18 protein-coding genes and 1 tRNA gene are annotated in these 25,377 nt (G+C 73.3%); 11 read left to right on the top strand and 8 right to left on the bottom strand.

All coding sequences use genetic code 11. The features are described 5' to 3' along the window. Positions 1 to 16 precede the first annotated feature (16 nt). Together def and H9623_RS12395 are read left to right on the top strand one after the other, a co-directional pair. Entirely contained in the window at positions 17 to 502 is a 486-nt protein-coding gene (gene def, locus H9623_RS12400) for a peptide deformylase (RefSeq protein ID WP_193720355.1), read from the top strand. Positions 503 to 771: 269 nt separating this feature from the next. Next, complete coding sequence (locus H9623_RS12395) at positions 772 to 1,272, top strand: DUF3145 domain-containing protein (RefSeq protein ID WP_193720354.1); 501 nt, start codon at positions 772 to 774, stop codon at positions 1,270 to 1,272. Positions 1,273 to 1,331: 59 nt separating this feature from the next. Here the strand turns inward: H9623_RS12395 and H9623_RS12390 are convergent, their stop codons facing one another. From H9623_RS12390 to H9623_RS12360, 7 genes are all read right to left on the bottom strand, one after another. Beyond that, positions 1,332 to 2,519 (bottom strand): HTTM domain-containing protein, encoded by a 1,188-nt coding sequence (locus H9623_RS12390; RefSeq protein ID WP_193720353.1) that lies wholly within the window; start codon positions 2,517 to 2,519, stop codon positions 1,332 to 1,334. Then, complete coding sequence (locus H9623_RS12385; RefSeq protein ID WP_193720352.1) at positions 2,516 to 3,274, bottom strand: DUF5819 family protein; 759 nt, start codon at positions 3,272 to 3,274, stop codon at positions 2,516 to 2,518. The genes H9623_RS12390 and H9623_RS12385 overlap by 4 nt, the downstream gene beginning before the upstream one ends. Positions 3,275 to 3,512: 238 nt before the next feature. Continuing rightward, a complete protein-coding gene (gene fabF / locus H9623_RS12380) occupies positions 3,513 to 4,757 on the bottom strand; it encodes a beta-ketoacyl-ACP synthase II (protein ID WP_193720351.1) in 1,245 nt (414 codons plus the stop codon). Positions 4,758 to 4,866: 109 nt separating this feature from the next. Next, positions 4,867 to 5,115, bottom strand: a complete 249-nt coding sequence (locus H9623_RS12375) for an acyl carrier protein (protein WP_193720350.1) — start codon at positions 5,113 to 5,115, stop codon at positions 4,867 to 4,869. Between the two features lie 129 nt (positions 5,116 to 5,244). Next, positions 5,245 to 6,252 carry a beta-ketoacyl-ACP synthase III gene (locus H9623_RS12370; protein WP_193720349.1) on the bottom strand — a complete coding sequence of 336 codons (1,008 nt, stop codon included), beginning with the start codon at positions 6,250 to 6,252 and terminating at the stop codon, positions 5,245 to 5,247. Further along, complete coding sequence (locus tag H9623_RS12365; protein WP_193720348.1) at positions 6,249 to 7,262, bottom strand: ACP S-malonyltransferase; 1,014 nt, start codon at positions 7,260 to 7,262, stop codon at positions 6,249 to 6,251. Before H9623_RS12365 ends, H9623_RS12370 begins: the two co-directional genes overlap by 4 nt. Before the next feature lie 151 nt (positions 7,263 to 7,413). Then, on the bottom strand, positions 7,414 to 8,526 hold the full coding sequence (locus H9623_RS12360; protein ID WP_193720372.1) for a PucR family transcriptional regulator: 1,113 nt from the start codon (positions 8,524 to 8,526) through the stop codon (positions 7,414 to 7,416). A 166-nt stretch (positions 8,527 to 8,692) separates the two neighbouring features. On the opposite strand from H9623_RS12360, the gene H9623_RS12355 reads away from it, so the two are divergent. Further along, positions 8,693 to 9,379 carry a hypothetical protein gene (locus H9623_RS12355; RefSeq protein ID WP_193720347.1) on the top strand — a complete coding sequence of 229 codons (687 nt, stop codon included), beginning with the start codon at positions 8,693 to 8,695 and terminating at the stop codon, positions 9,377 to 9,379. Positions 9,380 to 9,519: 140 nt separating this feature from the next. Here the strand turns inward: H9623_RS12355 and aceE are convergent, their stop codons facing one another. Beyond that, positions 9,520 to 12,282, bottom strand: coding sequence for a pyruvate dehydrogenase (acetyl-transferring), homodimeric type (gene aceE, locus H9623_RS12350; protein WP_193720346.1), 2,763 nt, complete (start codon positions 12,280 to 12,282; stop codon positions 9,520 to 9,522). Positions 12,283 to 12,780: 498 nt separating this feature from the next. Between aceE and H9623_RS12345 the strand changes: the two genes are divergently transcribed. From H9623_RS12345 to H9623_RS12310, 8 genes are all read left to right on the top strand, one after another. After that, positions 12,781 to 13,194 (top strand): DUF3052 domain-containing protein, encoded by a 414-nt coding sequence (locus H9623_RS12345; protein WP_193720345.1) that lies wholly within the window; start codon positions 12,781 to 12,783, stop codon positions 13,192 to 13,194. After that, positions 13,184 to 13,681 (top strand): peroxiredoxin, encoded by a 498-nt coding sequence (locus tag H9623_RS12340; RefSeq protein WP_407671907.1) that lies wholly within the window; start codon positions 13,184 to 13,186, stop codon positions 13,679 to 13,681. Before H9623_RS12345 ends, H9623_RS12340 begins: the two co-directional genes overlap by 11 nt. Before the next feature lie 220 nt (positions 13,682 to 13,901). After that, positions 13,902 to 13,975 (top strand) — tRNA-Val (locus H9623_RS12335). Between the two features lie 292 nt (positions 13,976 to 14,267). After that, a complete protein-coding gene (locus tag H9623_RS20030; RefSeq protein ID WP_193720344.1) occupies positions 14,268 to 18,068 on the top strand; it encodes a DUF4132 domain-containing protein in 3,801 nt (1,266 codons plus the stop codon). Continuing rightward, positions 18,062 to 19,264, top strand: coding sequence for an ATP-binding protein (locus tag H9623_RS12325; protein ID WP_193720343.1), 1,203 nt, complete (start codon positions 18,062 to 18,064; stop codon positions 19,262 to 19,264). The genes H9623_RS20030 and H9623_RS12325 overlap by 7 nt, the downstream gene beginning before the upstream one ends. Beyond that, positions 19,255 to 21,933: a DUF5682 family protein gene (locus tag H9623_RS12320; protein ID WP_193720342.1), complete on the top strand. Its 2,679-nt coding sequence runs from the start codon at positions 19,255 to 19,257 to the stop codon at positions 21,931 to 21,933. Before H9623_RS12325 ends, H9623_RS12320 begins: the two co-directional genes overlap by 10 nt. Then, positions 21,930 to 23,162 (top strand): VWA domain-containing protein, encoded by a 1,233-nt coding sequence (locus H9623_RS12315; RefSeq protein ID WP_321575425.1) that lies wholly within the window; start codon positions 21,930 to 21,932, stop codon positions 23,160 to 23,162. The genes H9623_RS12320 and H9623_RS12315 overlap by 4 nt, the downstream gene beginning before the upstream one ends. Further along, complete coding sequence (locus H9623_RS12310; protein WP_193720341.1) at positions 23,159 to 25,309, top strand: hypothetical protein; 2,151 nt, start codon at positions 23,159 to 23,161, stop codon at positions 25,307 to 25,309. The genes H9623_RS12315 and H9623_RS12310 overlap by 4 nt, the downstream gene beginning before the upstream one ends. Positions 25,310 to 25,377 lie beyond the last annotated feature (68 nt).

Here is a 25,377-nt window from a genome sequence, read left to right as displayed (position 1 = left end):
TGGAAGAATGGCGCCCATGGCGATGAGAGAGATCCGTGTGATCCCGGACCCCGTGCTCCGCACCCCGTGCGACGAGATCACCACCATCGACGACCGGGTGCGCTCGCTCGTCGCAGACCTGGTGGAGACCGTCGACTACGAAGGTCGGGCCGGCCTCGCCGCCAACCAGATCGGCGTCAACCTGCGCGCCTTCTCGTGGAACATCGAGGACGAGATCGGCTACATCCTCAACCCGAAGATCGTCGAGCTCTCGGACGAGATCCAGGACGGTGACGAGGGCTGCCTGTCGGTCCCGGGCCTCTGGTACCCGACGCGGCGCGCCTGGTACGCGCGCGTCGTGGGCATGGACCTCGACGGGAACGAGATCACGGTCGAGGGTACCGAGCTCATGGCTCGCTGCCTGCAGCACGAGACGGACCACCTCGACGGGATGCTCTACCTGGACCGTCTGGACCGCGCGGTCCGCAAGAAGGCCATGCGGGAGATGCGCGCCCAGCTCTGAGAACGCCCCCGGGACGGTGTCGTCCCCCTCCTCGCCGGCGTCACGGCGCCCTGTGAGGAGGGGGACGGCGCCGTCTGCCGACCGGGCGTCCGACCGTCGGAGCACACGGGCCGCGGGAGGGTGAATTCCACGGGAGGTGGGTCTGCCCTCGCGAACGGCCCGACACTCGGGCAGGATATGGCTCGTATACCGTTGGGCGTTCAGACATGATGGTTCACCCCTGGTGAGGACGTTGGGGAAGACGAAACCTCGACCTAGGGAGGAACGACATGACTGGTGCCATCACACGCGGTGTTCTTTTCGTGCACTCGGCGCCCCGGGCGCTGAGCCCGCACCTGGAGTGGGCCGCCGGGAACGTCCTGGGCGTGCGCGTCGCGCTGGACTGGACCGAGCAGCCTGCCGCGCGCGACCTCTACCGGGCGGAGCTCGCCTGGCAGGGCGCGCAGGGGACGGGCGCCCGCCTCGCCTCGGCGCTGCGCGGCTGGTCGCACCTGCGCTACGAGGTCACCGAGGACGCGAGCCACGGGGCCGACGGCGCCCGCTGGTCCCACACCCCTGACCTGGGCATCTTCCATGCCGTGACCGACGTGCACGGCAACGTCGTGATCCCCGAGGACCGGGTGCGTGCCGCGCTCGAGGTCTCGCACGACAACCGGGCCATGCGCGAGGCCCTGCACCTGGCCCTCGGCAAGGCGTGGGACGACGAGCTCGAACCCTTCCGTCACGCCGGTGAGGACTCCAACGTGCGCTGGCTCCACCGCGTGGGCTGAACCCGCCCGACCCCGTCACGGGGAGCCCGACGACCTCGTCGTCCGATGCCTGCCGGCTACTAGGACCCGGCAGGCATCGTCGTCTCCGGGGTCGGCCGCTCCGGGGCCCCCGCCCCGCCCGACCCGGCGGTCCCCTCGGTGCGGTGGCCCGCGGCGGCACCGACCGGCTGGAGGTCCGTGTCGGGGCCCACCGGGGCGACGGGCTCCGGCGGGGCAGCGCGCGGGCGACGGCGCACCCGGTCCCACCCGCGCCGCAGGACAGGGGCCAGACGGCGTTCGGCGGCCTGGTACGTCACGTCGCGGATGAAGATCGCGTCGATCGCGATCATGGTCATCGAGAAGTACATGAGGCCCATGAGCACCCCGATGCCCAGGTGCATGCCCGTGATCGCGACGAGCGCGAGGATTCGGGTGGACCGGCGCAGCAGCAGGAACGGGAAGAAGAGCTGCACGAACACCGCGCTGTAGCTGAGGATCGCGATGAGCACCCCCGACCGTCCCATGACCTCGGTGACCGCAGGCCAGGTCGAGAACTCGTCGAGCTGGAAGACGTAGTAGATCGCGGTGCCGTGCTGCCACATGCCGCCCTGGATCTTGTACATGGCCGAGGCCACGTAGACCACGAAGATCTGGAACGCGATGAGGACCACGCCGCCGTTGTGCAGCAGCGTCGCGAGCCACGCCCACGACGCGAACCGCGAGGGCCCGCCGGCAGCGGCGGCCGCGCGCCGCCGTCGGGCATCGAGGGACCACCGGCCCGACGTGTCCACGAAGAGCATGTACAGCAGGACCATGCGCAGGAGCTGGATGCCCCCGTCGCCGATGTACGCGTTGGTGCGGAACAGCGCGAGGTAGAGCACGAACAGCACGGGGATCACGATGCGCGAGCGCCAGCCCAGGACCAGCAGCACCGACAGGACGATCAACGCGACGTACTGCAGGTCGAAAGTCCAGGGCGGCGCCGACCCGTCGAAGAGGACGTCGAGCCACGAGGGGAACTCGTCGACCTCGACCCGCCCCTGCGCGAAGCTGCGGCCCGCGCCCCACGCGAGGCTGCGATCACCCCAGTTCGCCACGAGCTGCACCGCGATGATCAGCCCGAAGCCGATCCGGAGCACCGCGACGCCGTAGGACGCCTTGCGGGAGTCGAGCATCCACGACTCGCCCGCGGCCCAGGTGCTGCGCACCCAACCCGTCGCGCCCGCCACGAGCTCCCGCACCCCCAGGGTGCCGGTGTCCTCGCTCATGAGACCCACCCTCCGAAGACGCTGCTGAACCCGGCCCGGGCCTGAGAGGTGACCGGCGACGGGTCGCGCCAGCCCAGCCGGGTGAACTGCTCCTCGGGACGCTGGATCCCGGGCGTGAGCCGCTGCTCGAACGGCACGACCCCCTGCGTCGACGTGCTCATCTGGATCGCGACCAGGTCCTGGTCCGGCCACAGGTCCATCGCGGCGAGCGTGCCGAACTCGTAGAGCGAGTCCTCGGAGAGCAGGTACGCGTCCATGGTGCTCACGCTCATCCCCGTCCCCAGGAGGGCCCGCGTGAGGTCCTGCCGCCCGCTCTGCCCGTCGGCCGAGACGTGGTCCGAGTGGACGACGGCCTGCTGCTGGCCCTCGAGCGAGCTGTAGGACGTGGTGAAGAAGCGGTTCATGCTCACCGGGATGCGCCAGGTGCGGGTCGGCAGGATCTGGTGCCGCACCTGCTCGTTGAAGACGTCCCCCAGGTTGGCCCACTCGGAGACGGACTCGACGCCGGCCTCGTCCGTGGTCGTCGCGCGCACCCACACGCGCAGGTCGACCGACTGCGGGTCCGGCGCGAAGATCTGCCAGTTCTGCGCGAACAGGGGATACATGTGCCTGGACGTGACCGGCGAGGCCTTGTCGTTGATCGCCGACGTGGGCGCGGCCCAGAGGAAGGTCGAGAACATGTGGAACGCGACCAGCGCCGCCACGACGACCAGGGCGACGCGTTGCGCGACCGTGCGGGAACCCGCGGAGCTCACCGTGTACCTCCACATCGAGGACGGCCCGAACGACCGCGTTCGAGGAATGATAACCGGTGCTAACGATCCCACGGAATCCCCGCCGGGCAGGGCGACCGGCGGGCCCCGGGACGGCCGGCGGGCCGCCCCGGGGCCTTCACCGTCCGGACGCGGCGACGCCCGGCGGGCCGGAGCGGACCGAGGTCCACCCCACCCACCGGGCGTCGTCAGGTCCCCGGGCGCCGCGCCCGGGGGAAGGTCAGGCGTTCGTCACCACGAGGGCCACGTTGTGCCCGCCGAACCCGAACGAGTTGTTGATCGCGGCGATGTCGCCCGCGGGCAGCGTCGCCGGGGTGTCGCGCACCAGGGGGACCTGGAGCTCGGGGTCCGGCTGCGCGACGTTGATCGTGGGAGGAGCCAGCCGCTCGTGCACCGCCTTGACCGTGAAGATGGTCTCCAGGGCCCCCGCACCGCCCAGCAGGTGGCCGGTCATGGACTTGGTCGCCGACAGCAGGACGTGGTCCGCGTCGTCGCCCAGCACCGTGCGGATCGATCGGGTCTCGGTGAGGTCCCCGACCTTGGTCGAGGTCGCGTGGGCGTTGACGTGCACGACGTCGCGCGCCTCGACCTTCGCCTCGGCGAGCGCTCGGGTCATCGCGGCGACCTGACCGCGGCCCTCGGGGTCCGGCGAGGTGATGTGGTAGGCGTCGGCCGACAGGCCCACGCCGCCGATGCGGGCGTAGACGCGTGCACCGCGGGCGGCGGCGTGCTCGGCGCTCTCCAGCACCACGATGCCCGCGCCCTCACCGATCACGAACCCGTCGCGGTCGACGTCGTAGGGACGCGAGGCGCCCTGCGGGTCGTCGTTGCGCAGGGACAGGGTGCGCGAGGCGGCGAACGCGGCGATCGGCATGGGGTGGATCGTGGCCTCGGTGCCGCCGGCCACGACCACGTCCGCGCGACCTGCACGGATCATGTCGATGCCGTAGCCGATGGCCTCCGCACCCGACGCGCAGGCCGAGACCAGCGCGTGCGCACCGGCCTGGGCGCCGAACTCGAGCGAGACGTACGCCGCGGGGGAGTTGGGCATGAGCATGGGGACCGTCATGGGCAGCATGCGGCGCGCGCCGCGCTCCTTGAGCGTGTCCCAGCCCTCGAGGGTGGTCCAGATGCCGCCGATGCCCGACGACACGACCGCGCCCAGGCGCTCGCCGTCGACCTCGGGGCTGCCCGCGTCGGCCCAGGCCTCGCGCGCCGCGATCATCGCGTACTGCGTCGAGGGGTCCATGCGCTTGATCTCGGGGCGGGGGAGGACGTCCTCCGGCTTGACCTTGATCTGGGCGGCGAACGTCACGGGGATCTCGTAGCGCTCGGCCCAGTCGTTCTCGAGGGTGCGCGCGCCGGACTGACCGGCGAGGGCGGCGGCCCACGTGGAGGCCACGTCCCCGCCGAGCGGCGTGGTGGCGCCGAGGCCGGTGACGACGACTTCGCGGGGGGAGGTCATGGCAGCTCCAGGTGTCTGAGGGGGAAGAGGGAGGGGCGGGCAGGCCGGCGGTGCGTCGACCGCCGGCCCGCACCGGCCAGGTCCACGGGACCTGGCGCAGGTCGGCAGGTCAGGCCTGCGCGCCCGTGATGAACGACACCGCGTCGCCGACGGTCGCGAGGTTCTTGACCTCTTCGTCGGGGATGCGGACGCCGAACTTGTCCTCGGCGTGCGTGACGATCGTCATCATCGAGAGCGAGTCGATGTCGAGGTCGTCCGTGAAGGACTTCTCGGCGACGACGGCGTCCGTGGGGAGGCCGGTCTCTTCGCTGACGATCTCCGCCAGTCCAGCGAGGACTTCCTGCTCGGTGTAAGCCATGGGATTCTCCTTCTGAGGGGTACCGGGGCCGTCCGGCACCGGGAACTTGCAGTGGAACAGTGGGTCGTGCGTCGTCGTGCCCTGGTCGACCAGCGGGGCCGGCCGGGGGACGGACAGGATGATTCTCCCCTACGGGAGGACGATCACCTGCGCCGCGTAGACGAGGCCCGCGCCGAAGCCGATCTGCAGCGCGAGGTCGCCCGACCGTGCGAGCCCCTCCGCGAGCAGGCGCTCGGTCGCGAGCGGGATCGAGGCGGCCGAGGTGTTGCCCGTCTCGGCGATGTCGCGTGCGACGGCGACGGACTCCGGCAGGCCCAGCTGCTTGATCATCTGGTCGATGATCCGCATGTTGGCCTGGTGCGGGATGAAGGCCTGGACGTCCTGTGCGGTCACGCCCGCGGCCGCGAGGGCCTTCTCGGCGACCGGTGCCATCTGGAAGGCGGCCCACTTGAAGACCGTCTGGCCGTCCTGGCGCAGGGTGGGCCAGCCGAGCTCGGGGTGCTCGCGCAGGTCGGACCAGGCGTGGGTCTGGCGGATCGCGGGAGCCTTGCCACCGTCCGAGCCCCAGATCGTCGGGCCGATGCCCGGCGTGTCCGAGGGCCCGACGACCGCCGCGCCGGCGCCGTCGCCGAGCAGGAAGGAGATGCTGCGGTCGGTCGGGTCGACGAAGTCGCTCATCTTCTCGGCACCCACCACGAGGACGTGCTGGGCCGCGCCCGAGCGCACCAGGGCGTCGGCCTGCGCGATGCCGTACGCGTACCCCGCGCACGCGGCCGAGATGTCGTACGCCGCAGCGGGCGTCGCGCCGATCCGGTCCGCGAGCACGGCCGCGGCGGCCGGTGTCTGGTGGAAGTAGGTCGTCGTCGCGAACAGGACGGCGTCGATGTCCCCGCCCGTCAGCCCGGCGGCCGCGATCGCCTTGCGGGCTGCGGCCTCCGACAGGTCCAGCACGTCGACGTCGGCCCCCGCGCGGCGGCGCGTGACGATGCCCGTGCGCTGGCGGATCCACTCGTCGGACGAGTCGATCGGGCCCGCGAGGTCGTCGTTCGTCACGACGTTCTCGCCACGGACCCCGCCGATCCCCAGGATGCGCGAGTGCTCGGCGCCCGCGGCCTGCCGGATCGTCAGCCCGCTCACGCCGAGGGCTCCGCCGCGGCGCCCTGGACGGCCGAGCCGGAGGCGCCCGCGTCGCTGTGGCGCGCGATCAGGTCCCGTGCCTTGTCGATGTCCGCGGTCGACTTGACCGCGACCGTCTCCACGCCGGGGAGCGTACGGCGCGCGAGGCCCGTGAGGACCCCGCCCGGCGCGAGCTCGAGGACCGCGGTCACGCCGAGCGACGCGAGCGTCTCCTGGCACAGGTCCCAGCGGACCGGGGCCGCGATCTGGGCCGTGAGACGCGAGAGGACGTCGCCCTTCACGCCGAACAGGCCACCGGACTCCGCACCCGAGATGCTCGCGTACGAGGCGCCGTCGGCGTTCGAGAGGAGCGGCAGGCGCGGGTCCGTCGCGTCCCACCCGGCCGCGACCGGCGCGAACGCGTCGAGCGCGGACTGCATGAACGGGGTGTGGAACGCGCCCGCGACCTGGAGCGGGATGACCCGCGCCCTGGCGGGCGGGTTCTCCCCGAGCGCCGCGATACCCTCGAGCGAGCCCGCGGCGACGACCTGACCACCGCCGTTGACGTTCGCGGGCCACAGGCCCGCGGCCTCGATCGCGGCGAGGACCTCGTCGGCGTCGCCCCCCACGACCGCGGCCATGCCGGTCGGGGTCGCGGCCGCGGCCTCGGCCATGAAGCGGGCGCGGCGGGTCACCAGCCCCACGGCGGCGGCGTCCTCGAAGACCCCGGCCACGGCAGCGGCGGCGAACTCGCCGACCGAGTGGCCAGCGGTCACGTCGGCGACCTCGCACGTGTCCCGACCGTCGAGGATCGCGCGCAAGGCGATCAGCGAGGCGGACACGATGAGCGGCTGGGCCACCGCGGTGTCACGGATGGTGTCGGCGTCCGACTCGGTGCCGTGGGCACGCAGGTCGAGGCCGGACGCGGCGGAGAATGCGTCGAGCTGCGCGGGGACCCCGGGCAGCTCGAGCCAGGGGGCGAGCATTCCGGGGGACTGGGAGCCCTGTCCAGGGCACAAGACGGCTAGCACCCGTCAACTGTGCCAACCGGGGCGGTCCGTGTGACGTCACGACCCGCACCAACCTTGTCGGGGCCGTTTGTGCCGAACCTACAAGAACCGCGGCGCGGCCCCGTGCGCACGCACGGCCCGCCGCGTGCCGACCGTCACGGAGGGCCGTCGCTCAGCGGCCCGCCGGCCCCGAGGACAGCTGACCGAGTGCGAGCGCGACCTGGAGCACGAACGACTCGCGCGCGTCGAGCGGGTCCCAGCCCGTGATCTCGGCGACCTTGCGCAGGCGGTAGCGGACCGTGTTGGGGTGCACGTACAGGCTGCGCGAGGCGGCCTCGAGCGAGCGGCCCGTGCCGAGGTACGCCGAGAGCGTCTCGAGGATCGCGCCCGTGCTCTCCAGGAGCGGACGGTAGGCCTGGACGACGAGGGTCCGGCGGGCCGTGGTGTCGCCCGTCAGGACGCGCTCGGGCAGCAGGTCGTCCGCGAGGACCGGCCGCGGCGCCTGGGGCCACGCGGGGGCCGCGGCCAGACCCGCGAGCGCGGCCTGCGCCGAGCGGGCGGCGTCGTCGAGCGAGGGGACCGTGGGGCCGATGACGACGGGGCCCGGGCCGAACCGGGGGAGCAGCGACGCGGCCGCGGCCTGGAGGTCGCCCGCGCCGCCCAGGACCAGGACCAGGCGGTCGCCGTGGATCCCGACGAGCGCGTCCCCGGCGGCGCGCCGGGTCGCGCGGCGCAGCTCGGCCGTGCGCAGGTCGTCGAGGGCCGACGTCGCGGTACCCACCATGACCAGCGTCGACCCGTGCCCGCTCCACCCGAGCGCCGAGACGCGTGAGCGCAGCGAGTCGTCGCCGTCGCCGCGGATCAGGGCGTCGACGATGAGGGCCTCGAGGCGTGCGTCCCACGCCCCCCGGACCTCGGCCGCGCGGGCGTAGACCTCGGCCGCCGAGAACGCGACCTCGCGCGAGTAGCGCAGCACGGCCTCGCGCAGGTCGCGCTCGCCGCCCGGGATCGCGAGCCGGTCGGAGTAGGCCTCGACGACCTCGACCACGATCCGCACGAGCTGGAGGGTGTGCTGCAGCGAGATGGACCGGGTCAGCTCGGACGGGGCGGCGGCGAAGATCTCGCTGACCCCGTGCGGCGGAGAGGCAGGGTTGGCGTACCAGGTCACGAACGCCGTGATGCCCGACTGCGCGACCAGGCCCACGTACGACCGGTCCTCCGCGGGCAGCGCCCGGTACCAGGGGAGGTCCTCGTCGAGGCGTCGCAGGGCTGCGGCGGCCAGCATCCCGCTGCCGTCCCGAAGTCGCTGCAGGTTGTCGGTGTTCCCCGTGATCGGCACGTCCCGAGCATACGGCGTCCGGGCGGCATCGTTGTGGGGAGTCCACAAAACCTGACCGTGCGCTGTGTGGTCTTCCGGGGGCGAGCCGCACCGGAGCCGCTAGTGTCGATCCATGGCCCTGATGCCCCGACTCCGACAGCTCATGCGACGCCCGTCCTCGGCGTCGAAGGTCGGCGCGCGCCGTCCGACCAGCGCCGAGCGCCGCGGCGACACCGTGCACGAGGACGCGCTGCGGGCGATGCTCGTCGACGACCCCAACGACGAGAGGGCCTTCCAGGCGCTCGCGGAGATCGTCCGCCGCCGGGCGGCGGAGTCCCACGTGTCGGCCGACCCGCTCGCGGCCCCGGCCGACGAGAGCGAGAAGCAGCGCGCCGCCGACCTCGCGGTCTGGGCGCTCGCCGAGGAGCTCGCGGGGCACCCGCGCGGGTGGTACCCGCTGGTCGAGCTCGGCAGGCTCTCGCTCGACGACGACCAGGAGGCGGCGCTGCGACGCTTCGCGACCGCGGCCGAACGTGACCCGTCGGGGCTCGCGCTCGCCAAGAGCATGGAGATCCTGCGCGAGGCCGGGCTCCCCGTGGAGGCTCTGGGGCTCGGCGTGGGGCACTGGCGGGCCAAGGAGCACACGCCGGCGGCCGGGCGTGAGCTCGTGCTGTCGGCGATCGAGGCAGACCGCATCTTCGAGGCCAAGCACCACCTCGCCTCGCTCGGGCTCCACCCGGACACCGCGCTCGTGGCGCCGCTCCAGCACGAGCTCACCCTCGCGATCGCGCACGCGGAGCAGCACCGCTCGGGCACCTAGCCCGTCACCGGGCAGCCGCCCGACGCGCGCACGGGCCGCGCGGCCGGCCTGCACCCGCGTCGCCCGCCCCACGAACGCCGACGGCGCCGCTCACCTCGCGAGGTGAGCGGCGCCGTCGGGCACTACGGGCGGGGGGACGATCAGGAGTCGCCGCCCGCGTTGCCGGACGTGCCGGCGTTGACGTCCATCAGACGGTACTTCTCGATCGCCTGGGCAGAGGCCTCCGCGGGGACCTTGCCCTGCTTCGCGAGCTGCTGGAGCACGCGGACGACCACGGACGGGCCGTCGATCTTGAAGTGACGACGGGCCGCGGCACGCGTGTCGGAGAAGCCGAAGCCGTCCGCACCGAGCACCGCGTAGTCGCCCGGGACCCACTGCCGGACCTGGTCCGGGACGAGGTGGTCGTAGTCGCTCGTCGCGACGAACGGGCCCTCGGCGCCCTGGAGCTTGGCCGTCAGGTACGGCACGCGCGGCGTCGCGGCCGGGTTGAGGAACGCGTCCTGCTCGGCGGCCAGGCCGTCGCGGCGCAGCTCGTTCCAGCTCGTGACGCTCCAGACGTCGGCGGAGACGCCCCAGTCCTTCTCGAGGAGCTCCTGCGCCTCCAGCGCCCACGGCACGCCCACGCCCGAGGCGAGGATCTGCGCCTTGGGACCCGAGGCCTCGGACAACTTGATGCGGTGGATGCCGCGCAGGATGCCCTCGACGTCCACGTCCTCCGGCTCGACCGGCTGCTGCATGGGCTCGTTGTAGACCGTCAGGTAGTACATGACGTTCTGGTCGCGCCCGTCCTCGCCGTGACCGTCCTTGCCCGGCCCGTACATGCGCTCGATGCCGTCGCGCACGATGTGGCGGATCTCGTAGCCGTAGATCGGGTCGTACTGGACGATCGCCGAGTTGGTGCCGGCGAGCAGCGGCGAGTGACCGTCCGCGTGCTGGAGGCCCTCACCGGTGAGCGTCGTGCGCCCGGCCGTCGCGCCGATGATGAACCCGCGCGTGAGCTGGTCGCCCGCGGCCCAGAACTGGTCGCCCGTGCGCTGGAACCCGAACATCGAGTAGAAGATGTAGAACGGGATCATCACCTCGCCCTGCGTGGCGTAGGAGGTGCCGACCGACTGGAACGCGGCCGCGGAACCGGCCTCGTTGATGCCGGTGTGCATGATCTGCCCGGCCTCGGACTCCTTGTAGCTCAGCATGAGCTCGCGGTCCACGGCGAGGTAGTTCTGGCCCTGCGTGTTGAAGATCTTCGCGGACGGGAAGATCGAGTCCAGACCGAACGTCCGGGCCTCGTCCGGGATGATCGGCACGATGCGCTTGCCGATCTCCTTGTCCTTGATGAGGTCCTTGAGCAGCCGGACGAACGCCATGGTGGAGGCGATCTCCTGGTTGCCCGAGCCCTTCTTGAGGATCTCGTACGTCTTGTCGCCCGGCAGCGTGACCGGGGCCGGCGCGGCCCGGCGCTCGGGCACGTACCCGCCGAGCTGACGACGACGCTCCTGCATGTACTGGATCTCCGGCGCGTCGGCACCCGGGTGGTAGTACGGGGGCTCGTACGGGTTGGCGTCGAGCTCCTCGTCCGTGATCGGGATGCGCAGCGAGTCGCGCAGCGTCTTGAGGTCGGCCAGGCCGACCTTCTTCATCTGGTGCGTCGAGTTGCGTCCCGCGAAGCCCGACCCCAGGCCGTAGCCCTTGACCGTGTGCGCCAGGATGACCGTCGGCTGGCCCGTGTGGGCCGTGGCCGCCGCGTACGCCGCATACAGCTTGCGGTAGTCGTGGCCGCCACGCTTGAGCGCCCAGATGTCGTCGTCCGACATGTTCTCGACGAGCGCCTTGGTGCGCGGGTCGCGACCGAAGAAGTGCTCACGGATGAACGCGCCGCTCTCGGCGCGGTAGGTCTGGTAGTCGCCGTCGGGCGTGACGTTCATCAGGTTGACGAGCGCACGGTCCTTGTCGGCGTTGAGCAGGGTGTCCCACTCGCGGCCCCAGATGACCTTGATGACGTTCCAGCCCGCGCCGCGGAACTGCGCCTCGAGCTCCTGGATGATCTTGCCGTTGCCGCGGACCGGGCCGTCGAGGCGCTGCAGGTTGCAGTTGACCACGAAGTTCAGGTTGTCCAGGCCCTGCTGCGCGGCGAGCTGCAGCATGCCGCGGCTCTCCGGCTCGTCCATCTCGCCGTCGCCGAGGAAGGCCCAGACGTTCTGCTGGCTCGTGTCCTTGATGCCGCGGTTGTGCAGGTAGCGGTTGGTCCACGCCTGGTAGATCGCGGAGGCCGGGCCGAGACCCATCGAGACCGTGGGGAACTCCCAGAAGTCCGGCATGAGGCGCGGGTGCGGGTAGGACGGCAGGCCGCCGCCCGCGTGCGACTTCTCCTGGCGGAACCCGTCGAGCTGGTCGGCCGAGAGGCGGCCCTCGAGGAACGCGCGCGCGTACACGCCGGGGCTCGCGTGACCCTGGAAGTAGACCTGGTCACCGCCGCCCGGGTGGTCCTTGCCGCGGAAGAAGTGGTTCAGGCCCACCTCGTACAGCGTCGCGACCGACGCGTAGGACGAGATGTGCCCGCCGACCCCGATCCCGGGGCGCTGTGCACGCGTGACCATGACGGCGGCGTTCCAGCGGTTCCAGCTGCGGTAACGGCGCTCCATGGCCTCGTCACCGGGGAAGTACGGCTCCTCGTGCACACCGATGGTGTTGACGTAGGGGGTGTTGACCGACGTCGGGATCGCCACGTTGCGCTCGCGTGCCCGCTTGAGCATGTTGAGCAGGACGTAGCGCGCACGCGGGCCGCCGCGGTCGTCGATCAGTCCGTCCAGGGACTCGACCCACTCGCTCGTCTCAGCGGGGTCGATGTCCGGTACTTGGCTGAGCAGACCGTTGATCAGCGGTCCGGTCTCGTCAAACGAAGCCACCAGCAACCTCATATCTTGTTCGGAGCGGTATTCGGATTGAATCACGGCGCGGTACACCGTGCCCGCTCACCTCCAGCCACTCCTGCGGGGCGGGAGCAGCCGCTGGTGGCGACCGTGCCCTCCACACTGTCGGGTGGTCGAACCATTCTGTTACCCCGCGGCCTGGAAGTCACACCACAAGGGGGTCAAGAGAGCGTGATCTCCGTGACACAGGAGTGTGTGCGTCCGGTGAGCAGAGCGTGCAGGAGGGTGCCTCGTCGGGGTGCGCGGGACGTCCGCACGCCCGACGACGCAGCCCGCGCAGGGCGATCGAGGCACCTTCCAGGGTGCGTCGACGTTGTGCCGAGTGCAGAACCCCGCAACACTGGTGCAACTGCGCCGGTCGAGATGCCGCGTGCGACGCACCCGCTCTGCTGAGGCACGCGGGAGTGGCGTGGGCTACCTTTGCCAAGCAGGTCACAGATCATCGAGCAGTACGAAGAAGGGAAAGAGACACAAGTGGGAGCGACGCCGGACCCCCAGGGTGCAGGACGCCTGGGGTTCCTCTCTGGCCATGTGGTGCAGGAGTTCGGTTGGGGTGAGGACGTCGACGACGACCTCCGCGCCGAGATCGAGGAGCTCGTCGGCTCCGAGCTGGTGGACGAGGACTACGGCGACGTCACCGACGGTGTCGTGGTCTGGTGGCGTGAGGGCGACGGCGACCTGACCGACATGCTCGTCGACGTCCAGACCGTGCTCGACGACGGTGGGCTCATCTGGATCTTCACGCCCAAGGCGGGCCGCGAGGGCCACGTGGGGCACAACGACCTGCAGGAGGCCGCGACCACGGCCGGGCTGCACGCCACGAGCACCTTCGCGATCGCGCCCGACTGGTCCGCGACCAAGCTCGGCACGCGTGGTCGTGGGCGCTGAGCCTGCCCCGGGTGGCGCCCCGGCGCCCGAGCTGACGGTACGGCCGGGCGACCTCGCCCCGGACTTCACGCTCACCGACACGCACGGCACCCCGGTCCGCCTCGCAGACCTGCGTGGCGGTCCCGTCCTGCTCGTGTTCGTGCCGTTCGCGTTCTCCGGGACGTGCACGAGCGAGCTGTGCGAGCTCCGCGACAACATCGCGGAGTTCGAGACCGCGGGCGTCTCGCTCTACGCGATCTCGTGCGATCCCGTCTTCTCGCTCAAGGCCTGGGCCGCGCAGGAGGGGTACACGTTCGACCTCCTCTCGGACTTCTGGCCCCACGGAGAGGTGGCCCGTCGGTACGGGGTGTTCGACGACGCCGACGGCCTCGCGGTCCGCGGCAGCTTCCTGATCGACTCGGGCGGCGTCGTCCGGTGGTCCGTCGTGAACCCGCGCGGGCAGCGTCGGGACCTCGCGGGGTACCGGGCGGCGCTCGCGTCCCTCTGACGGTCGTTCCCTCGACGGGCGCGCCGCTGCCTCGTGCTGCGGTGCGCCCGTCGTGCGTCGGGGGCCCGTCGTTGGAGCCGGTGCGTCTCGGTCCACCGTGCGCCGGAGGTGCGCTCTGCTCCGCGCGCGGGGACCGCCGCCGTCGGGCACGTGATGCCCGATCTGCGACCGATGTGCCGAGTGGTGCCGGTGACCCGGTAGGCTGTGCACCGCTGTTCTGGGGCCTGTAGCTCAGTTGGTTAGAGCGCCACGCTTACACCGTGGATGTCGGGGGTTCGAGTCCCTCCGGGCCCACCCCAGCCCTCGCTCGGCGAGGGCACGCGAGGTCGAGCGATCACCAGGCTCCCTCGCCCCTCACCGCCGCCGGACCTCCCGCCGCCGGACCTCCCTTCGCCGGACCTCCCGCGTCCGGTCGTCGACGGGTTGCGGCTGCGGCGAGCGCCCCGGCAGCGTCACCCGGCCTCCCTCTACTGACAGCATCGACGCGTGTCGGTGGCTTCTCCTACTGTGACCGACGACGCCGTGCCGATGGAGCGCGGCGGCCCCCGGACCCCGGTCCGGCGGCCCGGAGCAGACGGTGGGACGCGTGTTCGAGAAGATCAGAGGGTGGCTCCAGGGAGACCACGACGGTGCGGTCGAGGGCGGCGGCACGTCGCCCGGTGCGGACCGGGCGGACGACGGGCGGCGGGGCGGGCCGTCGGCGAGGCTGGTCGACGGACTGAAGATCCTCGACGCGGACACCGAGGGCCTCGCGGCCCGCGCGGTCGCCTACGTCCACGCCGGCGACGGGCCCGAGCTCCTCACCGAGCTCTCCCAGCGCGGCGACGACGCGCTCGACCGCCTCCTCGACCGCCCCGCGACGCTGGGCAGGTGGTCGTACACGACCCAGGCCCAGGACCAGGCCATCAAGGAGCGCGTACCCGGCTGGACCGTGAACAAGGGCGTCACGGCCCGCAACAACCTCTACACCCTCACCGAGCCCGTCCGGATCGAGGCCCTCATCCGCCTGGGACGGCTCCTCGCCGCCGTCTCTCCCGACGTCTCGCGCACCTCGGACCGGCTCCCCGCCTGGTACGCGGCACTCCTGACCGACGTCGCCAAGTCCTGCAGCGGCCGACGCACGACGGGCAAGGGCGACAAGCCCGGCATCCGCGGAGGCTGGACCCCCGAGCTGCTCGTCGCGATCGCGCGAGAGGGCGGCGTCGCCGACGGACGCATCCCGGCCGCCGTCGTCTCCGCGATCTTCGACCGCCCCGCCACGGCCGACTACTACGGCGACCCGCTCGCGACGTTCGCGGCCCAGCCGGGAGTCGAGGAGTACCTGCTCGCCCACCTCCAGGAGACCAGCGACGCGACCGCCGCGCTGCGCGCGACCGGCAAGGTCGAGCTCCTCCGGTTCCTGCGCCCCCGGCCCGGCGTGCGCGACGCGTTCGTCGGGCTCGTCGCGCAGCTCGCGACCGACAACGCGAAGTCGGTGCGCGAGCAGGCGGCCGGCAACCTGGCGACCCTGCCCGCCGCCCACCAGGTCGAGCTCCTCGAACCTCTCCTGACCACGATGCCCGCGAGCCGCCTCCCCGGGCTGGTGACCCACCTCGCGGGCGTCGAGGGCGGGATCGACGCTCTCCGCCGCGCCCACGCTGCCGACCCCCGCGGTGCCCGCGGCACGCTCCTGTCGAACGCGGTCGAGCGAGCCACCGCCCTCGACGTCGAGTCCGGGGACGACGACGAACCGCTCGACGTCCCCCCGTTCACGCCGCTGCCCGACGTCGTCCTCGGCGAGGCGTTCGTGCGCTCGGCCCGTGACGCCGTCGACCGCCGCCTGGCCGCGGCCCGCAAGGAGCTCGACGACCTCGAGGCCCTGCCCCAGGCCGACGCCCAGAACTGGCGGCTCAGCAACGCGCGGGGATCCGTCAAGGACCTGTCGGTCATCACCGACGACCACCTCACGCAGGCCGCGCAGCACCTCTCGGGCGCCCTGACCAAGGTGCCCCCGCACAAGGTGCTCCTCGTGCTCCAGGCGCCCGCGATCCGCAGCCGTCTCGAGGGCCTGACCATGCTGCACGAGATCCGCCTCGCACGCGCGCACGGCGGCGGCAGGCAGCGGTACCCCTGGTACAGGCTGTACGGCACGACCGACCTGGCCGTCGACCTCCGGGTCCTGGCCGACGGCGTCGGTCGAGCAGGGGTCCAGGACACCGAGGAGGCCGTCGCGGAGCTCGTGTTCGACTCGTGGTTCGCCCGTGAGACGTTCGCGCCCGAGCACCTGTGGCCCTACTACGCCGAGCACCCGCGAGCGCTCGACACGCACCTGGGACTGCGGGCCCCGAGCACCGTCGTCACCTCGAGCCGCGTCGAACGGCTCGCCGTGGCGCTCACCGTGCTGAGCGGCTTCCCGTCCCTTCCCGGCCGCTATCTGCCGCGGCTCGCCGAGCTCGCGCTGGGCGAGGGCAGGACGCACCGCGTCGCCGCGCAGAAGGTGCTCGAGTCGCACGCCGGCGCTCGCGCGCTGGCCGAGCAGGGGCTGCGCGACGGCAAGACGGAGATCCGGGTCACTGCCGCCACCTGGCTGCAGCGGCTCGGCGACCCTGCAGCGATCCCGGCGCTGCGGGCGGCGCTCGCGACGGAGCGTCGCGAGGTGGCCCGCGCGGCGCTCCTCGGCACCCTCGAGTCCCTGGGCGACGACATCTCCGCCGAGCTCGCGCCCGCCACCCTGCTCGCCGAGGCGACCAAGGGGCTGAAGACCAAGGCCCCGGCGAGCATGGCGTGGTTCCCCGTCGACGGGCTGCCCGCCCTGCGCTGGGCCGCCGACGGCGAGCCCGTTCCCGCCGAGGTCGTGCGGTGGTGGGTCGTGCTCGCGGTCAAGCTCAAGGACCCGAGCGGACTCGGGCTGATCGCCCGCTACGAGTCGCTCCTCGACGACGCGAGCCGCGCGGCGCTCGGCCGCTTCGCCCTGGAGACGTGGATCGGTCGGGACACCCGGGGCCCCACGGCGGAGGAGTGCCGGGCCTACGCGGACAGCGAGGCGCAGGACCGCTACGACCGCTACCAGCGCTGGTACGAGCAGCACCCCCAGTACTACGAGGCCGAGGCGGCGCGCACCGTCGACCAGCACCATCAGGACGCGTATCGCGAGCACCAGTCGACCTACCTCGGCTCGGCCATCGCCGACAAGGGACTCCTCGCACTGACGGTCGGCATGCCCGGCGCCGAGCTCGCCCGAGCCGCGCAGCAGTACCTCACGGCGCACATCACCCGACGGGCCCAGATCGAGGCGCTCGTCCGGGCGCTCGCGGCCAACGGCGAGCCGGCCGCGGTCCAGCTCCTGCTGTCGGTCGCCCGGCGCCACCGCCAGGCCACGGTGCAGACGACCGCCCGGACGCTCGCGGAGGACCTGGCCGAGCGTCGTGGCTGGTCCGCGGAGGAGCTCGCCGACCGCACGGTGCAGACCGCGGGCTTCGAGGACGACGGGATCCTGCACCTCGACCTCGGGTCGCGCGAGTACGCGGCGCGCATCACGCCCACCTTCACGCTCGAGCTCACCAACGACGCGGGCAAGGTCGTCAAGGCGCTGCCCGCACTCCGCGCCGACGACGACCCCGACCAGGTCAAGGCGGCCAAGGCCCAGCTCTCGGCGAGCCGCAAGGAGCTCAAGGCCGTCGTCGCGCTCCAGACCCAGCGCCTCCACGAGGCCATGTGCACGGGCCGCGAGTGGCCGGTGGCGGACTGGCAGGAGTTCGTCGCAGGGCACCCGGTCATGTCGCGCCTCGCGGCAGGTCTCGTGTGGCTCGAGAATCCCGGCCCCGACCAGCGCGCCTTCCGCCCGGGTGACGGCGGGGCGCTGATCGACGTCGACGACGAGGACGTGACGCTCGCCGACGGCGCGACCGTGTCGGTCGCGCACGGCGTCCTGCTCGGCCAGGACGACGCCGGTCGCTGGCGCGAGCACCTGGCCGACTACGAGATCACGCCCCTGTTCGATCAGCTCGCGGTGGACGTCCCCGCGTTCGACGGTCAGGCGATCGCGATCGCCGACCGCAAGGGCTGGCTCACGGACAGCTTCACCGTCCGCGGCCGGGCGACCAAGCTCGGCTACACGCGCAGCCAGGCCGAGGACGGCGGGTGGTTCTCGGGCTACGAGAAGTCGTACCCGAGCGTGGGGATCACCGTGGTCATCGAGTTCACGGGGGCGTTCCTGCCCGAGGAGAACATCCCCGCGGCCCTCACCGAGCTCGTGTTCCGCCGCTCGGTCCGGGCCTACGGGCAGAGCGCCCAGGCGCGTCTGGCGGACCTGCCCCCCGCCCTCGTCGCGGAGTCCTACCGCGACTACCTGACCGTCGCTGCCGGTGGCAGCTTCGACGCCGACTGGGAGAAGAAGAGCGCATGGTGACCACGCACGGCACGACCGCGAGTACGGCGGGCACGGCAGGGCCGGCGAGCCCGCCGACCACCGGGGCCCACGACGGCGCGACGCCCGTCCTCGACCGCGGCCCCGCGCAGGAGATCCGCCCGCCCGCCGAGGTGCGGTTCGCGCACGAGCTCGCGGTGCTCGCGGCGGCGGACCGCTCCACGGGTGCGGAGCTGCCGCCCGGGTGGCGGCTCAGCCCGCGGGCCGTGCGCGCCTTCGTCGTGGGCGACGCCGAGCTCGGTGTCCGGCGGAAGTTCTACGGCGACGACCCGCTCGTGGACCGCGCCGTCGTGTCCCTGCTCGGGCGTCAGGGGCTCATGCTCGTGGGCGAGCCCGGCACCGCGAAGTCGATGCTGTCGGAGCTGCTCGCCGCGGCGGTCAGCGGGACGTCGAACCTCACGGTCCAGGGCACGGCAGGGACGACCGAGGACCACATCCGCTACTCGTGGAACTACGCGCTGCTCATCGCCGAGGGGCCCAGCGAGCGCTCGCTCGTACCGTCGGCCGTCCAGCAGGCCATGAGCGCGGGCAGGATCGTCCGGTTCGAGGAGATCACGCGTTGCGCCCCCGAGATCCAGGACACCCTGGTCTCGATCCTCTCGGAGAAGCAGCTCATGATCCCCGAGCTCGGGAGCGAGGCCAGGGTGTCCGCCCGCCCGGGCTTCAACGTGCTCGCGACCGCGAACCTCAAGGACCGTGGAGTCCACGAGATGTCGGCTGCGCTCAAGCGGCGGTTCAACTTCGAGACGATCAAGCCCCTCACGGACCGCCAGTTCGAGATCGACCTCATCGAGGCCCAGCTCACGGCCGAGCTCGGGCCGGCGGCAGACCGCCCACCCCTCGACAGGGACGTCCTGGACGTGCTCGTCACGGCATTCCAGGACCTGCGGACCGGTGCCACGAGCAACGGGGCGCCCGTCAAGCGACCCGAGACCGTGATGTCGACGGCCGAGGCCGTCAACGTCGCGGTCGCGGCCTCGCTCGAGGCCCGCTACCTCGGCGACGGGACGGTGACCCCCGCCGAGGTCGCGCGCCAGCTCGCGGGCGTGGCCTCCAAGGGGGACGAGGAGGACGCCCGTCGGCTCCGGCACTACGTCGACAACGTGGTGCGCGAGCGTGCGCGGCGCGACCCGCGCTGGAAGTCCTTCCTCTCGGCGGCGGAGTCCCTGTGGCAGTAGCACCCGTGCCGGTGCGGGCGGCCTGGGGGCTCGCGCCCGAGCGGATGCAGCGTGCGGTTGCGGGCGTCGAGGCGCTGCGGGACGAGGGCATCTACCTCGCCCCCGTCCGGCACCACAGCCCGGCGTGCGCGCTCGCGGTCGAGGCGCTCCTCGACGAGGTGCGTCCCGCCGTCGTGCTCATCGAAGGGCCTGAGGAGTACGGCCGGCTGCTGCCCGCGCTGCTCGACCCCCGCACGCGCCCTCCCGTCGCCGTGCTGAGCCTCGGGACCGACGGCAAGGGGGCGGGGTTCTACCCCCTCGCCGAGTTCTCGCCCGAGTGGGTCGCGCTGCGCACGGCCGACCGGCTGGGAGCACAGGTCGCGTTCGTCGACCGGTCCTGGGCCGCGCGCGAGGAGGCCGCCGCGCCGGGTGCGTCGGACGCGCCCGACGCACCGGGCGAGGACGAGGACGACGCGTTCGCCCGGACCCTGCAGTCCGAGCGCAACCTCGCGCACTCGCGGACCGTCGCGGCCATCGCGGAGCGTCTCGGGTGCCGCGACCACGACGAGGTGTGGGACCACCTGTTCGAGGCACGCACGCGCGAGCAGCTCACGGACTGGCGCGAGCTCTTCGACGACGTCTTCGCATGGGCGGCGCTCGCGCGCCTGGACTACGAGGAGGAGGTGCTCGACGCCGACGGGTCGTTCGCACGGGAAGCCCTCATGTCCGCCCGCGTCACCGAGCACAGGGCTCGGGTCGAGGGGCCCGTGGTCGTCGTGACGGGCGCGTTCCACACGCTCGCGCTCGTCGAGGCGCTCACCGGGGCGCCCGAGGGTGAGGCGGTCGTGGGCCGCCGTCCGGCAGGCGGCTACGGCGACCCGGCCGCCGCCGACGCCTGGCTGATCCGCTACGACCACGAGCGGCTCGACGGCCTGCGCGGATACGGCGCGGGCATGCCCTCGCCCGGGTACTACGAGCGTCTCTGGGCCGCGCACCGCGACCCCGCGGGGCTCTCGGCGCTCAGCACCGCGCTCCTCGTCGACGTCGCGGCGGCCGCCACGACCCGTGGCGCGCAGGTGAGCTTTGCCGAGGTGGCGTCGGCGGCCGAGCAGGCTCGTCGTCTCGCCGACCTGCGCGAGCGGCCGTGGCCGGGGCGCACCGACCTGCTCGATGCCCTCACCTCGTGCTTCGTCAAGGACGACGGCGGGCTCGACCTGGGCCTGGGACGTCCCCTCGGGCAGGCCGTCGCCGAGGTGTTCGGAGGCCGGGCACTGGGTGAGGTCCCGCCGGGGCTCGCGTCGCCACCGCTCGTCCGGCGCGCCCGGGAACAGGCCGAGGCGCTGCGGCTCGTCGTGACCGACTCGACGCCGCGCCGCACGCGCCTCGACGCCCGGCGCACGCCCCGGCACCGGGAGCGCCGGGCCTTCCTCGCGCTCATGGACTTCGTGGGGAGCGGGTTCGCGCACCAGGTCTCGGGTCCTGACCACGTCTCGGGCCGCGGTCTCGGGCTGCTGGTCGAGGAGTGGGAGTACGCCTGGACGCCGCTCGTCGAGGCCTCCCTGGTCGAGCTCTCGCACCAGGGGGCGACGCTCGAGGCCGTCGCGGTGCACCGCCTGCACCGGCTCGAGCACGAGCTCGCGACGACGGGCCGCTCGGCGCTCGGGGTCGCGCGACTCGTCGCGCAGGCCGTCGTCCTCGGGCTCACCGACCATCTCGACCGGCTCGTCGCTCTCCTGCGGTCAACGCTCGACGTCGACCCGTCGCTCGAGTCGGTCGTGGGCGGGCTGCACCGCCTGGTCGACCTGTGGGACGCGCGCGTCGAGCTCGGCCTGGACGAGCACGCCACCGAGCTGCTCGACCTGCTCGACCACGGCCTCGCGACCGTCGCCTACCTGGTCCCCGGCCTCGGGAAGGTCGACGCGGACGCGGAGCCCGCGGCCGTGGGGACGCTCGTGTCGCTGCGCGACCTCCTGCGGGAGGCGCGCCGTGCGGGCGATCGCCCCCGCGTGCCCGACGACGACGGCGCGCCGGTTCTCGCGGACACACCCGGTGCGGGCGCAGCGCCCGGCCGCAGCGCACGAGGAGGCGTCGAGCCCGTGCGCCGCGAGCTGGACCGCCTGCGCGAGGACCGCGGCACGGCCCCTGGAGTCCGGGGAGCCCTCGTGGGCCTCGCCGCCGTCGACGACGCCCTCGACGACGACGTGCTGGTCGCCGAGGTGCGCGCCCAGCTCAGCCCCGGCGCGGACCCGGTCGCCGCGGTCCGCTTCCTCGGGGGGCTGCTGCGGGTGGCCCCCGACCTCCTGCTGCACACCCCCGAGCTGTTCGACGCGGTCCACGCCGGGCTGCGAGACCTCGACGAGGCCGCGTTCCTGGCGGTCCTGCCGGACCTGCGTCGCGCCTTCACGTGGCTCAAGCCCGCCGAGACGCACCGGCTCGCGCAGCAGGTCGCCGAGCGCACGGGGACCCGCACCGAGCGGATCGACGTGCACCTGGCGGTGACCGAGCAGGATCTCGAGACGGGCCTCGCCCTCGAGCGCGAGCTCGCCGCGATGCTCGACCGCGACGGCCTCGGTGCGTGGGGCGGCGGCACGCGTCACGCGCACGCCGGCCGCGCGGGCCGCGCAGGCCCGGCCGCCGACCGGGTGCTCGACGACCAGGCCGACCACGACCTCGAGGAGAACCACCCGTGACCGCCCCGCACACCGACCGCGACAGCGCCCGCCGCCCCGGTGGCGGCACCGCCGTCCCCGTGACCGACCGTGTGGTCGCACCGGCGACCAGCCAGGTGACCGACCAGGTGGCCGCCCGCCGCTGGCGGCTCGTCCTGGGGCGCTACGCCGCCCAGGAGCTCCAGCAGGGACCGGGCGACGCCGGGATCGAACGTGCGCTGCAGTATCTCTACGACCGCGAGTACGTCCGGCGCGGCCACCGTCTGGGCAGGCAGCCGGGCGCGCGGGGCGGCGGAGGGAGCCTCGATCCCTCGGCGCTCAAGGCGCTCGACTGGCTCGGCCAGGCGCGCTCGCTCTTCCCGCGCGAGACGTTCGAGCGCATGCAGGTCGACGCGGTGAGCCGCTACGGGCTCACGGAGCTGCTCGCCGACCCGGCCGCCGCCGAGGCCCTCGAGCCGAGCCGCGAGCTCGCGACCGCGCTGCTGCAGGTCCGCGGCCGGCTCGACGAGCGCGCCGCAGCCGGGCTGCGGACGGTGATCGCGCGCGTGGTCGAGGACATCGTGCGGCGGTTGCGCCCGCAGTTCGCGACGGCCCTGAGCGGACGCAAGGACAGGTCGCGGCGCTCGATGCACAAGGTCAGCCAGAACTTCGACGGCAAGCGCACGCTCCAGGCCAACCTCTCGCGCTACGACCCCGGGTCGGGTCGGCTGATCGTCCAGGACGTGCGGTTCGTGTCCCGTGCGCGTCGCACGCTCACCTGGGACGTCGTGCTCCTCGTCGACCAGTCGGGGTCCATGGCGGCCTCGCTCCTGTACAGCGCGGTCTGCGCGGGCATCATGTCGGCCCTGCCGGGGATCACGGTGCGGCTCGCGGTGTTCGACACCAACGTGGTCGACCTGTCGCACCTCGCGCACGACCCGGTCGCGGTCCTCCTCACGGCCCAGCTGGGAGGCGGGACCGACATCGCCAAGGCCGTGCGCTACGCCGAGCAGCAGGTGACGACCCCGAGCCGCACGGTCGTGGTGCTCGTGAGCGACTTCGAGGAGGGCGGGTCGGTGGCCCAGCTCCTCGCGTCCGTCCGGCGGCTCGCGGAGTCGGGCGTCCGGCTGCTCGGCCTCGCGGCGCTCGACGAGTCCGCCGAGCCCGTCTACGACCAGGGCACGGCGCGTCGCCTGGCCGAGAGCGGCATGCACGTCGCCGCGCTCACGCCCGAACGGTTCGCCGAGTGGCTCGGGGAGGTGCTCGTATGACCCCGGCATGGTTGGCCGTGTTCGCGGGGTACGACGACGCCGCGCTCGTCGCGCTCGGCAACGCAGGCCTGCTGCGGCGCGCCCGCAAGGACCTCGCCGGGGGAGAGGTCTCGCTCGCGTCGGAGTCCCCGGACGAGGTCGTGGTCGCCTGCGGGTCAGCGGTGGTCCGGCTCGGGCCGAAGGGTCCGGTCGCCGCGTCGTGCTCGTGCCCGACGGCGGGAGTGTGCCAGCACGTCGTGGCCGCGTGCCTCTGGGCCCGCGAGCGGCCGGACGGCTCGTCGCCCGGCCCCGTCGCGGACGACGGCGGTACCGGGGCGGTGGACGGTGGAGCGGTCGGCGGTGGCGGTGGGCGCGGCACCCCCGCAGGGGCCGGACCTGCCGAGGCCGCCGATGCTCCCAGCCCTCTGGCCGCGCTCCTCGACCTGAGCCCGGCCGCGGTGTGCCGGACCGCGGGCAAGGTGGCCGTGCGGCGGGTCGTCGAGCGTCTGCCGAGCGTGCTCCTCGCGGGAGTGGCGGAGGGAGGGAACGGCATCACCGACGCGTGCGACCTCGCGATCGACGGCGCACGGCTCACGATCTCGTGGCCGAGCGGCGGCCCGTCGACCGACGTCGTGTTCGTCGCCCCCGCGGGGTACGGGGGCATGGTCGTCGCGGGGAGGTCGACCGCCGCCGACCAGGCCGCAGCCCGCCTCGAAGCGGTCGTCCGGGTCTTCGCGCGCGAGGGTCGCGCGTGGTCGTGGCCCCACGAGATCGAGGTCGAGCGATCGGGCGAGCTGACCACCGCCCAGCGGGCGGGGCTCGAGGAGGCGAGCGCCGTCGTCGGGCACGTGGTCGGTGCCGGGCTGTCCCACCTCGGTGCCGACGCCGCCGACGCGCTCCGAGGAGCCGCCGGACGGGCCCGGCTCGTGGGCCTCCTGCTGCTCCACCGGCTCCTGCTCGTCGCCGCAGGGCTCGTCGACGGGCTCGCGTCGCGCGACGACGACGTGACCGAGGCCGACGCGCTGGGCGCGCTCGCCGAGGCGTGGGCGCTCGCGGCCGCGCTCCGGGACGCGCCTGCCGGGGCACTGCCGGACCTGGTCGGCGCTCCGACCCGGCGAGGGCGCGGCACCAGGGCCGACGAGGACGACGAACGCCCTGGGCGCCTCGTGCCGCTCGGGGTGCGGTGGTGGCGCGCCGCGAGCGGGGCGCGCGGCATGACCCTCACGGCCTGGGACCAGGAGCACGGCGTGGTGCGCACGGCCACGGCCGCGCGGCCGTCGGGAGCAGACCCGGCGTTCCGCCGGGACGTGGACCTGCCGATGCTGTGGGGGTCCTCGGTCGCGAGCGTCTGTGCGGGACCGTTCACGCTCGAGGGCCCCGAGGTCCGCCCCGACGGGTCCCTCAGCGTCACCTCGCGCACGCGTCGCGTGGAGGGCGGGGGGTTCGACGTCGAGGAGCTGCGCACGATCGCCGGGCGGCTCCAGGACACCGCGACCACCGGGGAGGTGGGCTTCGGTCGAGCGGCCCGCCGGGTGCGCCTGGTCATGGTGCGCGAGACGGGGGCGGTCGGGGTCGAGGAGGTGCGGCGCGAGGTGACCTGGCCCGTCACGGCGGCCGACGGCACGACGCACGTCCTGCGCGTCGCGGTCGACCAGGAACGGAGCGTCGAGGCGCTGCTGTCGGTCGTCGCGTCGCGCCGACCCGTGGTCGCGGTCCTCGTCGAGCGCGAGCCGGGCGGGGGAGCGGACGAGCCCGTGGGCATCTTCCTGCGCGACGGCACGGGAGGGCTCGAGCTCTTCTCGCCCTCGATGTCGCCCGTGTACCGCACGGCGCCGGGCTGGACCGCGATGCGTCGCCTCACGGCGCGGATCGCGGCGTTGCGCAAGGCGTCGACGACCACGCACGTCGCCGAGCCCGTCGACCGAGGGCCCGTCGTGCGGGTCTGCGAGCCCGCGCTCGAGGTCGTCGACTCGCTCGGGGCGACGGGCCGCCGCCGCCTCACGGGATGGCAGCACGAGGCGCTCGCCACGCGTCAGCGCCTCGCCCGTGACCTCGGGATGGCGACCGTCGAACGAACCGTCGCGGACCTGCTCGCCGACCCCACGACGGAGAACGTGCTGCGGGCGAGGTTCGTGCTCGGTCGGGCGCTCGCGCTCACCGGACGGTAGGCCGGGCCACCAGGAAGGCGCCGGGCGGCGGACCGGTGCGGTGGGCGAGGTGTGTCAGACCCGCACGG

The sequence above is a fragment of the Oerskovia douganii genome (assembly GCF_015142735.1).
In the GTDB taxonomy this organism is placed as follows: Bacteria; Actinomycetota; Actinomycetes; order Actinomycetales; family Cellulomonadaceae; genus Oerskovia; species Oerskovia douganii.
Note: the sequence above shows the minus strand (reverse complement) of the source record. Positions and strands in the feature narration are given on the sequence as shown.

Coding starts and splice junctions, on each gene's coding strand:
- H9623_RS12375 (WP_193720350.1), bottom strand. CDS start 5,115: ATGGCTTACACCGAGCAGGAAGTCCTCGCTGGACTGGCGGAGATCGTC.
- H9623_RS12390 (WP_193720353.1), bottom strand. CDS start 2,519: ATGAGCGAGGACACCGGCACCCTGGGGGTGCGGGAGCTCGTGGCGGGC.
- H9623_RS12360 (WP_193720372.1), bottom strand. CDS start 8,526: ATGCTGGCCGCCGCAGCCCTGCGACGCCTCGACGAGGACCTCCCCTGG.
- H9623_RS12325 (WP_193720343.1), top strand. CDS start 18,062: ATGGTGACCACGCACGGCACGACCGCGAGTACGGCGGGCACGGCAGGG.
- def (WP_193720355.1), top strand. CDS start 17: ATGGCGATGAGAGAGATCCGTGTGATCCCGGACCCCGTGCTCCGCACC.
- fabF (WP_193720351.1), bottom strand. CDS start 4,757: ATGACCTCCCCCCGCGAAGTCGTCGTCACCGGCCTCGGCGCCACCACG.
- H9623_RS12355 (WP_193720347.1), top strand. CDS start 8,693: ATGGCCCTGATGCCCCGACTCCGACAGCTCATGCGACGCCCGTCCTCG.
- H9623_RS12395 (WP_193720354.1), top strand. CDS start 772: ATGACTGGTGCCATCACACGCGGTGTTCTTTTCGTGCACTCGGCGCCC.
- H9623_RS12310 (WP_193720341.1), top strand. CDS start 23,159: ATGACCCCGGCATGGTTGGCCGTGTTCGCGGGGTACGACGACGCCGCG.